The organism is Exiguobacterium sp. s160 (genome assembly GCF_018617575.1).
GTDB lineage: Bacteria > Bacillota > Bacilli > Exiguobacteriales > Exiguobacteriaceae > Exiguobacterium > Exiguobacterium aestuarii_A.
The window spans coordinates 289,609-303,495 of sequence record NZ_JACSKK010000001.1; the positions used below are offsets into that span (position 1 = coordinate 289,609).

Here is a 13,887-nt window from a genome sequence, read left to right on the forward strand (position 1 = left end):
GGATGAATGAAATGCTATATGCTACGTTACGAAACAAAGTAGAGATTCCGATGATTGGGTTTGGGGTTTGGCAAGTCGACAATGAGACGGAGGCACCTGCCGCTGTCGTCGAGGCACTCAAGACTGGCTATCGACATATCGACACGGCTGCCATTTATAAAAATGAAGAAGGCGTCGCAAAAGGGATTAAAGTCTCGGGAGTCGACCGTTCAGACCTATTCATCACATCGAAAATTTGGAATGATGATATTCGTGAAGGGAAGACGAAAGAAGCGTTTGAAGACTCATTGAAACGCCTCGAGACAGACTATTTAGACCTTTGTCTGCTTCACTGGCCAGTTGATGGTTTCGTCGATGCTTGGAAAGACCTGATCGAATTATATGAAGCCGGAAAGATTAAAGCAATCGGCGTATCCAACTTTAAAGAACATCATCTTGAGACGTTAAAAGAAGAAGGACTGATGGCACCGCTCATCAACCAAGTAGAACTTCATCCACAGCTTCCACAACCGGATTTGTTGGACTATTGCCAGGATGAAGGCATTCAAATTGAGGCGTGGAGTCCTCTTATGCAAGGGAAGTTTTTAGAGATCGATGCCTTCTCAGAAATTGCGGAGAAGCATGGAAAAACGCCTGCACAAGTCGTGCTTCGTTGGCACCTCGAGTCAGGTCATGTCGCATTGCCGAAGTCGGTGACACCGCACCGCATCCGTGAAAACTTCGATGTATTCGATTTTTCACTCGACGCGGACGATTTGGCGAAAATCGACCAGGTGGCGACAGGTGAACGTCTTGGACCAGATCCGGACGAAATCGACTTTTAATAACAAGGGGCTCGCATTTGCGAGCCCCTTTCTACGTGTAGAGTCACATGTATGCGGGTAATGATTATTATGTTGCTAAAAGGAGGTGTTGGATCTTCATTCAGAAGATCGTGCTTATGGACTTATCAAAATGGCCAATTGTCAACTGGGTCGCTTTTCTAGCGACCGTCGTCATCAATTATTTCGCGAGCGGGGATAATGCCGCGGTTTCAGACCGGATTGACATCTACTTTAAACCGGCGGGTTACGCCTTCTCCATTTGGGGCGTCATCTATGTCGCATTACTTGTCTGGTTAGTCTTACAATTGAAAAAAGGGACGACGGCCAACCGACAGGCCAAACGTATGAAAGCAGGATTCCTGATTTCATGTGTGTTGAACGGATTGTGGCTTCTCGCATTTACGAATGAGTGGTTCGTACTCTCGCTCGTAATCATGGTGTCATTCTTAGCGTCTCTATGCTGGCTATACTATATTGCATTCCGCACATCTACAAGTTGGCTCGATCGTTTCCCGTTCTCAATCTATATCGGTTGGGTGTCGGTCGCAACGATTGTCAATACGTTCGTCGTGATGAAGACAGAACAGATCACTTCTTTATTAGGTCTTGATGAACTTGCATGGACATCGCTCATGCTGATGGTCGGTGTTTTATTAGCTCTACTCTTCATGTGGTGGCATCACGATTTCATCTATCCACTCGTATTCGTTTGGGCATATATCGGTATTTTCGCAAGAATTGAAGAAGGGACACTGTATGTCGTCATCGTCAGTGCGCTCGCACTGCTCGCGATTGGATATATCGGTTTGATCTTGTGGAAGCGTCCGAAATCGTTTCTACATCATCCACGTAAAACAGTAGAACATTAAGTTAGAAAAGGATATCTCAACAGATATCCTTTTTTGCGTTCTTGAGAACCTATAAATAAATAATATTCATGGATATTTATTCTTTATTTAACATAACTAAAACAGTGGAATCTATTGATATCAGATATGTATACGCTTTCAATCAAAATAGATTCAATTCCTATTATGCAAAAATACATACAGTCCACTTGATTTTTCAGAATATTTAGAACAAAATGTTAATTATGAAACTGTGAGTGAAAGGGGTCGATGATATGAGTCGAGTTGGACTGTATGACTCAAGATTTGAGAAAGACGCGTGCGGGATTGGATTATACGTCAATTTAAACGGACTAAAAAAACATGAGATTGTCCGTAAATCACTTTCGATGCTATGTAAATTAGAGCACCGAGGAGGGCAAGGTGTTATCGATGCCGGTGATGGTGCGGGTATTATGACTGAAATCCCACATGAACTTTTCACGCAAACGATGAACCTTCCGTCACCTGGTCGTTACGCTGTCGGAATGGTTTTTTTTCAGCCATCAGACGATCGGCTACAGGAAAAAATAAAACGGATGGAACGCATGGCAGATGAATTAGACTGTTCGACCATCGAATGGCGCGAAGTACCCGTGGACGCAACGCAAATCGGGGAACATGCACGCGTGACGCAACCGGTCATTTATCAGTGGTTCATCTCTTGTCCGTTTCTTGATGAAGATGCGAATGAACGTGTGTTCTATGAGCTCCGACGAAAGATTGAAAAAGTTGAATCACTAAACTTATATATTGCGAGCCTGTCGACGAGAACGATTGTATATAAAGGAATGCTGACGCCAGTTCAAATTGATGCCTTCTATTTGGACTTGCAATCACCGCATTATAAGAGCACGTTCGGAATCGTTCACTCTCGCTTCTCAACAAATACGTTCCCTTCATGGGAACGTGCACACCCAAACCGGATGATTGTCCATAATGGGGAAATCAACACGTTACGAGGCAATATCGATGCGATGCGCGCTCGCGAAGGGGTCACATCGACCGATCTGTTTGAGGATGTGAATCATTTGTTCCCAGTTCTCCAAGAGGACGGCAGTGACTCGTCGATGCTCGATAATGCCTTCGAGTTCTTCACACGCACCGGTCGATCGATTGCGCATACGGCGATGATGTTAATTCCCGAACCGTTTGTTGAAGGCAAGATGGAACCGTTCAAACGTGACTTCTATCAATATCACTCATCCATCATGGAGCCGTGGGATGGTCCAACGGGCGTCGTCTTTACCGATGGGCGACAGATTGGTGCAATTTTAGACCGGAACGGGTTACGTCCGATGCGTTACGTCGAGACATTGGACGGAGAATTGATCCTGTCATCAGAGACAGGCGTCATCCCTGTCGACGCAGAGAACGTCAAATCAAAACAGCGCCTACGACCTGGACAGTTGCTCTTGATCGACTTGATTGAGAAGCGGATGATTCCCGATCAGGAAATCAAGGAGACGATTGCAAAGTCGGAACCGTATCACAAATGGCTCAAACAAATGATGAAAGTGGAAGATAGAGGTGTTCAGGAACAAGACCTCTCAGAACTCGATCGTGTGCAACGCGCGTTCGGGTATACAAAAGAGGATATCGAACAGTATATGATTCCGTTGATCAACGACGAGAAAGATCCGATTGGGTCGATGGGACATGATCAACCAATCGCAGTTCTCTCTACCCGTCCTCGGTCGCTCTTCCATTACTTTAAACAACACTTCGCGCAAGTGACGAACCCGCCGATTGATGCTTTACGGGAGAAAATTGTCACAGCGACGTTCACTTGGATTGGTCCGCAAGGTGATCCGGTCCATACCGGGCGCGGTCATGCGAAACGTGTGTGGCTGGATCATCCAATCATCGATGGTTCGACACTCGATCAAATTGGTGAGCGACTCAAACTCGCTCGCGTCGATACGACGTTTACAAATGATTTAGAGGCGTCGCTTGAAGCCCTTTTGCAACACGTCAGCGAAATTGTACGAAATGGTGCGAACGTCATTGTCCTATCTGACCGTTATATGTCACGTGATCGGGCTGCGATGCCGGCGCTCCTCGTGCTCAGTGCCGTTCATCAACATTTGATTCGTGAGAACTTGCGATCGAACTGTAGCGTGATTTGTGAAAGTGGCGAAGTGCGAGAAGTGCATCAGGCTGCCACTTTGATCGGTTATGGGGCCGATGCGATATACCCTTACGTTGCCTATGCAACGATTCAACACTTAGTCGAACATGAACAAATCGCTCATTCATTTGAAGAGGCAATTCGCTCCTATCAAAAAGCTGTCGTTGAAGGCATCGTCAAAATCATGTCGAAAATGGGAATCTCGACGATTCAAAGTTATCGTGGGGCTCAAATTTTCGAAGCGGTCGGATTAGACCATGAATTGATTGAAACGCATTTCCGGGGAACGACGTCTCAGCTATCAGGAATCGGATTCGTTGAATTAGAAGACGAGGCAAAAACGCTCCACAAAGACGCATATGAGACAAATCGCCCGCTTGAAGCAGGAAGTAATTTCCAATGGCGTGCAGACGGAGAGGAACATGCGTTCAATCCGAAGACGATTCACTTGTTGCAACACGCCTGCCGTGAGAATGAACGAAAATATTACGATGCCTACGTGAAGTTACATGAGTCGTCGGGACAATTTATCCGTCAGTTGTTCTCGTTTAAGGAACAACGTCCGGTACCGATTGATGATGTGGAACCGATCACGTCAATAGTACGTCGTTTTAAGACGGGAGCGATGTCATTCGGATCCTTGTCGAAAGAAGCACACGAGACGCTTGCTATTGCAATGAACCAAATCGGTGCGAAAAGTAACTCCGGTGAAGGTGGGGAAGACCGGACCCGCTTCGTCCCGGATGAATTCGGAAACGAGCGCATCAGTCGCATCAAACAAGTGGCGAGTGGCCGTTTCGGCGTGACGGCGGAATATCTATATCATGCCGATGAGATTCAAATCAAGATGGCACAAGGGGCAAAACCAGGGGAAGGTGGACAACTTCCAGGGAACAAGGTGTACCCATGGGTCGCCGAAGTCCGGGGATCGGTTCCTGGCGTTGGACTTATCTCGCCGCCTCCGCATCACGATATTTATTCGATTGAGGATTTAGCACAACTCATTTTTGACTTAAAACATGTGAACCCGAATGCAAAAATCAGTGTCAAACTCGTTTCAAAATCAGGGGTTGGGACGATTGCAGCAGGCGTGGCGAAAGCGAACGCGGATACGATTGTCATTAGCGGATATGACGGTGGGACTGGTGCATCTCCGAAGACATCGATTAAGCATACAGGTCTCCCTTGGGAACTCGGTCTCTTAGAGTCACATCAAACGCTCACATTGAACGGCCTCCGGGGAAGAGTCACGCTCGAGACGGACGGGAAGCTTATGACGGGTCGCGATATCGTCATGGCGGCCATCTTTGGGGCAGAAGAGTTTGCGTTTGCGACAGCACCACTCGTCGTCCTCGGATGTATCATGATGCGCGCTTGTCACTTAGACACTTGTCCGGTCGGTGTGGCGACACAAGACCCGGTACTTCGTCAGAAATTTATGGGGAAACCAGAGCATGTCGTCAACTTGATGACGTTCTTGGCTGAAGAAGTGCGGGAAATCTTGGCGTCACTCGGTGTGACATCACTCGATGAAGTAGTTGGTCGAACGGATCTACTCGAAGAAAGCGTGTGGAAGACGAATCATCCGAAAGCGGGACGTCTAGATTTGTCTCCAATGCTTTCGATGCCGACACCGCTATCGGAACGAGAAGAACTCGCTCATCCGGCATACCGTTCATACGATCATCGTAAGCTCATACCGGCCGTATCACGTTCCATTACTTCTGCCCAACCAACGTTCTTCGTAGGTCGCATCCGAAACACCGATCGAGCGGTCGGGACACAGTTAGGTTTTGAAGTGACGAAAGTTCATGGTCAGGTTGGTTTACCGGACGATACGATTTCGCTTCGCCTTAGTGGATCTGCCGGACAAAGTCTGGGTGCATTTTTACCGAGTGGCATTACCATCTCAGTCATTGGCGATGCGAACGATTATATCGGCAAAGGCCTGAGCGGAGGGAAACTGGCATTGATTGCTGAAAAGCATGCGCCGTTTGATGAAAGTGAACAAATGATTGCCGGTAACGTCTGCTTATACGGAGCGACGAGCGGTCAGGCGTTTTTCAACGGACATGTCGGTGAGCGGTTCGCCGTTCGTAACTCTGGTGCGACGGCAGTCGTCGAAGGAGTCGGGGATCACGGGTGTGAATATATGACCGGTGGCACTGTTCTTGTACTCGGACAGATTGGACGAAATTTTGCGGCCGGTATGTCCGGTGGTACAGCTTATATTTACGGAGCGCAAGCCTATGAACAACTCGTCAATGAGGAGCTTGTTTCCGTCGTACGGGAGTTGGACGATGAAGATATCGAACAAATTTATGCGCTTCTTGAAGCGCACCAATTCCACACAGATAGCGTCAAAGCACGGACGATTTTAGAGTCCTTTGAACAAGTACGTTCACACTTTGTGAAAGTCGTTCCAAGAGACTATGCGAACGTCTTAGACGTGATGCGTCAAATTGAGGCAAATCGTCCTGAATTGAGTGAGGCAGACCGAGCACTAGAATTGTTCCGTGTCGTGACTGAAGGAGGTACCGTATGAAACATAACTTTTTGAACATCGCGCGAACGACGCTGCCAGAACGTCACGTCGAAGAGCGGGTGAGGGATTATGATGAATATGCGTCTCGTATGGATGATCAATCCGTTCAACAACAAGCCGCGCGTTGTATGGACTGCGGCACACCGTTCTGTCATGTCGGTGATTTGATTGGTCAGGAGACGATTGGATGCCCGATTCACAACTATATTCCTGAATGGAACAAGCTCGTCACGAAAGCGGACTGGATGGGTGCATACCATCGATTGATGGAGACGAACAACTTCCCGGAGTTCACGGGAAGGGTTTGTCCGGCACCGTGTGAAGGATCGTGTACACTCGGGATCAGTGAAGATCCAGTCGCCATCAAATCCATCGAGCGAACGATCATCGACCGGGCATTTGAAGAAGGATGGGTGAAACCGAGACTAGTTCATCGAAGAACTGGGATGTCGGTCGCCATCATCGGAAGTGGTCCTGCTGGTCTGGCCGCCGCTGATCAATTGAATCAATTGGGTCATTCGGTCACCATCATCGAGAAGTCGGATGAAGCGGGAGGACTGCTCATGTATGGAATCCCAAACATGAAACTCGATAAAGATGTCGTAAGACGTCGCGTTCGGTTACTCGAACAAGAGGGTATTGTCATCCGGACGAACGTCGAGGTTAGTACAGATGTAACGGTCGAATCGCTTCGGAACGAATACGATGCGGTCATCTTGGCGACCGGAGCTCAAAAACAGCGCACGCTCGGGATTGACGGAGATGATGCCGCTGGCGTTGAAATGGCGATGGATTATTTGACGGCATCTATGCATGAACGTAAAGGGGCTCCCCTTGCCTCTGGTTATGACGCCAAGGACAAAGATGTCATCGTCATTGGAGGAGGAGATACAGGAGCGGACTGCGTGGCGACGGCAATTCGTCAAGGTGCAAAATCAGTCGTTCAATTTGGGAAGCACCCGTCAAAAGGGTTGCTCCGTGCACCAGAGAAACCTTGGCCACTTCAACCTGACACGCTTACGACCGATTATGCGTATGCGGAATCACTCGCGGTCTATGAGAAAGACCCGAGAACATATTTGATTCGCTCCAACCAAATCGTCACGAAAGAAGGACGTGTCACAGGGATTGAAACGGAACGGATGACGAAAGTCGTCAACCCGGATGGTCAAGCGACTTTCTTCGTAGAGGAAGATTCGATGGAGACGTACCCGGCGGACCTCATCCTCGTCGCCATTGGATTTGAACGACCAGAGCACGAGTTGCGGAAAATCGGCGTCGAGAAGACGAAAGATTTCCATACGGAAACGGATAACGTCTTTGTCGCTGGGGATGCGAAGCGGGGGCAAAGCCTGATTGTATGGGCAATTCGAGAAGGACGAGAGGTGGCAGAAGTGGTCGATGCGTATCTCGATACTTGCAAGACCGTTTTAAAAACCTCATCATAAAAAGGAGCGACAACTGTCGCTCCTTATCTTTTGTTTAGGAGGAGTTTTATGTTCACCGAAATCCTCATGTATACGGGAATCTGGTTTATTCTCATCCTGATTTTATTAGGAACCATTTATTCACGACGGAAAAAATGATCAAAGCACCATCGCGGCAATCACCCCGAAGATGATGAGTGGAATGTTGTAGTGTAAGAACGTTGGCCAAACCGTTTCACGAAGGTGATCGTGTTGACCGTCAGCATTCAATCCACTCGTAGGTCCGAGGGTCGAGTCACTCGCAGGACTCCCGGCGTCACCAAGAGCACCTGCAGTCCCGATGATGGCAATCGTCGCCTCGACAGAGAAGCCATACTGTACACAAAGCGGTACGAAGATGGCCGCAATGATTGGAACAGTTGAGAAGCTCGAGCCGATGCCAAGTGTAATGACGAGTCCGACAAGTAACATGACAAGAGCTGCAATCATTTTAGAATCACCCATCAAATCGCTCGCACCGTTGACGAGCGGATCGATGGCACCTGTTTCACGAATAACGGCTGCGAATCCACTAGCGGCAATCATGACGAAACCGATGAATGCCATCATGCGCATCCCGCTCGTGAAGATGTCATCGGCCTCTGACCAAGGGATGAGGCGGAAAATCGAGAGTATGATTAGTCCTGTCACCGCTGAAGCAATCATCGACTCCGTCTGCAATTGGACGACGAGGACGATGAGAACGACGGCAAGCGTCATGATCATCTTGAAGCCACTCATTTGACGAACTTCATAGTCAGATGGTCCGAGTGCAATCGTTTCGTACGTTCGTGGTTTCCGGTAGTGAATGAACGCGGCAATCAATCCGACGACCATCCCTAATGCCGGAATTCCCATAATCGAGATGATATTGACGTCTCCGACAGCTAAGCCGTTCGCTTCAACGTTTGCAATCAAAATCTCATTCAAGTAAATGCCACCGAACCCGACTGGTAGCAACATATACGGTGTCACGAGACCGAACGTCAAGATGGTTGCGACGAGGCGGCGATCTAACTTCAACTCATTGAATAAGACGAGTAACGGCGGAATCACGATCGGGATAAAGGCGATGTGAATCGGGAGTACGTTTTGTGAGCTGATTGACAACAATAAGAGAAGCGACAATAAGAACGCTTTGACGTACATCACGCGCTTGCCTGACACGTCACGACCTGACATCGCAATTAACTTTTCAGCTAAGACGTCTGGTAGACCCGTCTTCGACAATCCGACGGCGAATGCTCCGAGAAGCGCATAGCTAAGGGCGATGCTCGCTCCGCCGCCAAGACCGTCGCTGAAGGCGGTCAACGTATCGTTAAATCCGAGCCCTCCAACAAGCCCTCCGACAAGCGCAGCTAATATTAAGGACAATACAATATGCACACGACTAATGGCGAGTGCAAATAAGACGATGACTGCAAGTAATACTGCGTTCATATCCATCCAACACCTTTCACAATTTCTTTCTCTTGGTATCACTTTAATATGATAAAGACTTTTTGAAATTTAACATATGATGTGACCCTTGTCAAATCGATTATGAAAAAAAGCGATAACTCGTGAAAGTTATCGCTTACGTGTTACAGATCGACGTTGTGATACACTTGGCGAACATCTTCCAAGTCTTCGAGCACATCGATTAATTTTTCAAACTGTTCTTTCGAATCGTCATCGAGCGACACTTCGTTTTGTGGAAGCATCGTCAACTCAGCGACGGCGAACTCTTCAACCCCGGCAGACTTGAATGCAGTCTGAACGGCATGGAACGCTTCTGGCTCGGCATAGACGATGACCGTCTCATCTTCTTCGATGACGTCACGAACGTCAAGGTCGTGTTCCATCATGAGTTCAAGGACATCATCTGCCGACATTTGATTGACACCGATGACGGCTGTCGCATCAAACATGTAGGCGACCGAACCGCTGACACCCATGTTTCCTCCGTTTTTACCGAAAGCCGCACGTACTTCAGATGCTGTACGGTTCACGTTATTCGTCAACGTATCGACGATGACCATCGAACCGTTCGGTCCGAATCCTTCATAGCGAAGCTCATCGAAGTTTTCTTCGTCGCCACCTTTTGCTTTATCGATCGCGCGATCGATAATCGCACGGGGCACGTTATACGTCTTCGCACGCTCCACAACGAATTTTAATGACTGGTTCAACTCAGGATCAGGTTCCCCTTGGCGGGCGGCCACATAAATCTCGCGACCGAACTTCGCATAGACGCGACTCGTGTTCGCGTCTTTTGACGCCTTCTTCTCTTTAATGTTGTTCCATTTACGACCCATTACATGTCATCTCTCTTTCCATTTGTACGTAGATTCATTACAGATTATATAAGAAGTTGCGTGAATTGACGAGAAAAGTTTTACTCGTCGCCCTTATCCATCTTTTCAACAATCTCGGTGAGCGTCTTCAAACTGTCAATGAGGCGGTCGGTTTCATCTTCGTTTAAAAAGGCGAGACGCTCCTCAAAAAGCCTCCGGAACGAGTCTCTCCGTTCGAGTAAAATACGCTCACCTTTCTCTGTCAACTGGTTCCAAATGACACGGCGGTCCCGTTCATCCGGTACGCGTGTAATATATCCTTCATTTAACAGTTTCGTGATGAGCGGGGTAACATTGGGCGGCGCGATGGAGAGTGTTTCACTAATTCGTCCATTTGTGACAGCCCCCTCGTCCTCAATCAACATCAACAGATGGAAATGAGAGAAATTCAAGTTCGGAATTTGTGGGAAATCAGATCGACGTAGCAGTTTACGACGAATTAAAGGGATCAGTTTGACGAACTGGTCCGCAGCATCTTGTTTCGGCATAGTAGATTCACTTCCTAGTTAGGTTCTATTTTCATTATACACGAGTTAGGTGCAGTTGAACCTAAAAACGGGTTGATGTGATGATTGATACATCATCATAGAAATAGAACCGACACAATTAATGTAAGCGTTTACATTAAATTATTTATTTGTTTTCATGAAAACGTATTTGATTTTACTGAGGACACAGTTAAAAATCAAGGGCTATCAACAAATGACAAAAAAATATTGTGAAAGAGTTCACATTGTTGTCACCCACAAACTCTGAAAAACATTGTATTCTATGAATGTGAAGGAAAGCACAATCTCTTGAAAGCAGTCATCACATTGTGTCTTCCATCAAGTCAATATGTTCATTAAAAGCTCTCAATTATGAGGAGGAACCTAACATGGCAGTCAAAGAGAAAGCAAAAGTGGAAACTACGGCAGAACAAATGGTGGATACGCTCGTAGCGGGTGCACATGCCGCACTCGATACGTTGATGACGTTCGACCAAGAGAAAATCGATCAGATCGTACAAGCGATGGCGCTCGCTGGACTTGAGCAACACGTCGCACTTGCGAAACTAGCACATACAGAAACAGGTCGCGGTGTCTTTGAAGACAAGATGATCAAAAATATCTTCGCGACAGAATATATTTACAACTCACTCCGTGGAGAAAAAACAGTTGGCGTTCTTGAAGACGACGTTCAAAACGGAATCACATACATCGCAGAACCAGTCGGTGTCGTCGCTGGGGTCACACCGGTCACAAACCCAACATCGACAACGATGTTCAAAGCGATCATCGCGATCAAGACACGTAACCCAATCATCTTCGCGTTCCATCCATCCGCTCAACAGTGTTCAAGTGAAGCGGCACGTGTCCTTCGTGACGCAGCGGTAGCGGCAGGTGCTCCTGAAAACTTGATTCAATGGGTTGAAGTCCCGTCGCTCGACGCAACAAAAGCACTCATGAATCACCCAGGTGTGGCGATGGTTCTTGCGACTGGTGGGGCAGCAATGGTCAAATCAGCTTACTCGACTGGTAAACCAGCACTCGGTGTCGGACCTGGTAACGTACCGGCTTACATCGATAAGACTGCGAAAGTGAAACGTGCCATCTCAGACGTCATCCTCTCAAAAACGTTCGACAACGGTATGATTTGTGCGTCTGAACAAGCAATCATCGTCGACCAAGAAGTTTACGAAGAAGTGAAGGCAGAAATGACGGCACTCGGTTGCTACTTCTGCTCACCTGAAGAAAAAGCGAAACTCGAAACACTTGTCATTCGCACGGACACATGTGCGGTCAACCCAGAAATCGTCGGGAAGCCAGCAGCGTGGATCGCTGAAAAAGCAGGTCTCAACGTACCGGCTGATACGAAAATCTTGATCGCTGAACTTGAAACGGTCGGCGCAACTGAACTTCTTTCTCATGAAAAGTTGAGCCCGGTTCTCGGTGCTTATAAAGTACAGTCACGTGAAGAAGGATTCGCCATCGCTGAAAAAATGCTCGAAATCGGTGGTCTCGGTCACACAGCGGTCATCCACTCAACAGATGACGATGCGATCCTTGACTTCGGTCTTCGCATGAAAGCTTGCCGTATCATCGTCAACTCACCTTCAGCACACGGTGGAATCGGTGACCTTTATAACGAAATGACACCATCCCTCACGCTCGGCTGTGGGTCATATGGTAAAAACTCCGTCTCAGAAAACGTGACGGCGAAACATCTACTCAACGTGAAAAAGGTGGCGAGACGTCGCGTGAATATGCAATGGTTCAAAGTACCTGAAAAAATCTACTTCGAGAAAAACTCGGTGCAATACCTTCAATCGCTCACAACGAAAAAACGGGCGATGATCGTCACGGATGAAATGATGGTCAAACTTGGATTCGCTGACAAAGTCATCAAGAACTTGCCAGCAGGTGTCGAGTACCGCATCTTTGACCAAGTCGAGCCAGACCCATCTGTCGAAACGGTCATGAACGGTGCCGAAGCGATGCGTCACTTCCAACCAGACATGATTATCGCACTTGGTGGTGGATCACCAATGGATGCTGCGAAAGGAATGTGGCTCTTCTACGAACGTCCAGAAGAGAAGTTCTCAAACCTTCGTCAGAAATTCATGGATATTCGCAAACGGACGTACAAGTTCCCGACGCTCGGTAACAAATCAATGTTTATCGCCATCCCGACAACTTCTGGTACAGGTTCTGAAGTGACACCGTTTACCGTCATTACAGACAAAAAACGTAACGTGAAATATCCGATTGCTGACTATGCGATCACACCAGACGTTGCAATCGTCGACCCTGAGTTCGTCATGACCGTGCCAGCATCAATTACGGCTGACACAGGAATGGACGTCATGACGCACGCGATCGAAGCATACGTTTCAGTCATGGCGAATGATTACACGGACGGCCTTTGCCTCCGCGCCATCAAGATGATTTTCGACTACCTACCAAAAGCGTATGAAAACGGTAGCGATGCGGAAGCACGTCAGAAAGTGCACAACGCTTCAACGATGGCTGGTATGGCGTTCGCGAACGCGTTCCTTGGAATCAACCACTCGATCGCTCACAAAATCGGTGGAGAGTTCCACGTACCACACGGTCGTACGAACGCAATCCTTATGCCACACGTCATCCGGTACAACGCGACACGCCCATCAAAACTTGCGGCGTTCCCGAAATATGAGTCATTCATCGCAGACGAGCGTTACGCAGAAATCGCACGTTACCTCGGCCTCCCGGCAAGTACGACAGCAGAAGGTGTCGAGTCACTCGTCCAAGCGATTATCGAGCTCGGTCAACGTTTGAACATCAAACTCTCGTTCAAAGCACAAGGCATCAAGAAAGCAGAACTCGATGCGAAGATTGACAAAATGGCAGTCGACGCATTTGAAGACCAATGTACGACGGCAAACCCGAAAATGCCGCTCGTTGAAGAATTGAAAGAGATCATGTACGCGGCATACGAAGGCGTATAAGCAATAGAATCTGTTCTGGTGCCCGTTCGAGAGAGCGGGCACTTTTTACGATTTTAAAAATGATTACTTCGAGACCGAAGTTCTTAACTTATCTTGCCTTTTTTAAAAGAGAGAAAATAAGTATGGAACTAGCAAGACTAAAATAATTCCGATTGTAAAGATAGAAATGACCTTCAACATGTCTTTTCTTAGTTTTTTCTCCAAAAGGACCACCTCCAATATGATTAGT

General features: G+C 47.6%; 8 protein-coding genes. 5 read left to right on the forward strand and 3 right to left on the reverse strand.

Going from position 1 to position 13,887, the window contains the following annotated elements; translation table 11 throughout:
- The first annotated feature begins 11 nt into the window (after positions 1 to 11).
- From KNO86_RS01530 to KNO86_RS01545, 4 genes are all read left to right on the forward strand, one after another.
- On the forward strand, positions 12 to 824 hold the full coding sequence (locus tag KNO86_RS01530) for an aldo/keto reductase (protein ID WP_214692119.1): 813 nt from the start codon (positions 12 to 14) through the stop codon (positions 822 to 824).
- A 116-nt stretch (positions 825 to 940) separates the two neighbouring features.
- Positions 941 to 1,693 carry a tryptophan-rich sensory protein gene (locus KNO86_RS01535; RefSeq protein WP_214692121.1) on the forward strand — a complete coding sequence of 251 codons (753 nt, stop codon included), beginning with the start codon at positions 941 to 943 and terminating at the stop codon, positions 1,691 to 1,693.
- 254 nt (positions 1,694 to 1,947) lie between these two features.
- Complete coding sequence (gene gltB / locus KNO86_RS01540; protein WP_214692123.1) at positions 1,948 to 6,387, forward strand: glutamate synthase large subunit; 4,440 nt, start codon at positions 1,948 to 1,950, stop codon at positions 6,385 to 6,387.
- Positions 6,384 to 7,835: a glutamate synthase subunit beta gene (locus KNO86_RS01545; RefSeq protein WP_214692125.1), complete on the forward strand. Its 1,452-nt coding sequence runs from the start codon at positions 6,384 to 6,386 to the stop codon at positions 7,833 to 7,835. The genes gltB and KNO86_RS01545 overlap by 4 nt, the downstream gene beginning before the upstream one ends.
- Before the next feature lie 138 nt (positions 7,836 to 7,973).
- On the opposite strand, the gene KNO86_RS01550 is transcribed toward KNO86_RS01545, so the two are convergent.
- The 3 genes from KNO86_RS01550 to KNO86_RS01560 form a co-directional block, all read right to left on the reverse strand.
- The gene (locus KNO86_RS01550; protein WP_214692134.1) at positions 7,974 to 9,293 is read right to left on the reverse strand and encodes a Na+/H+ antiporter family protein; all 1,320 of its coding nucleotides are present in this window, start codon (positions 9,291 to 9,293) and stop codon (positions 7,974 to 7,976) included.
- Positions 9,294 to 9,436: 143 nt separating this feature from the next.
- Positions 9,437 to 10,150, reverse strand: coding sequence for a YebC/PmpR family DNA-binding transcriptional regulator (locus tag KNO86_RS01555; protein WP_074034528.1), 714 nt, complete (start codon positions 10,148 to 10,150; stop codon positions 9,437 to 9,439).
- A gap of 80 nt (positions 10,151 to 10,230) precedes the next feature.
- Positions 10,231 to 10,677, reverse strand: a complete 447-nt coding sequence (locus KNO86_RS01560) for a MarR family winged helix-turn-helix transcriptional regulator (RefSeq protein WP_031423822.1) — start codon at positions 10,675 to 10,677, stop codon at positions 10,231 to 10,233.
- Positions 10,678 to 11,066: 389 nt separating this feature from the next.
- Here KNO86_RS01560 and adhE point away from each other — a divergent pair, with 389 nt between their 5' ends.
- The gene (gene adhE, locus KNO86_RS01565; protein ID WP_214692136.1) at positions 11,067 to 13,658 is read left to right on the forward strand and encodes a bifunctional acetaldehyde-CoA/alcohol dehydrogenase; all 2,592 of its coding nucleotides are present in this window, start codon (positions 11,067 to 11,069) and stop codon (positions 13,656 to 13,658) included.
- The last annotated feature ends 229 nt before the right edge of the window (positions 13,659 to 13,887 follow it).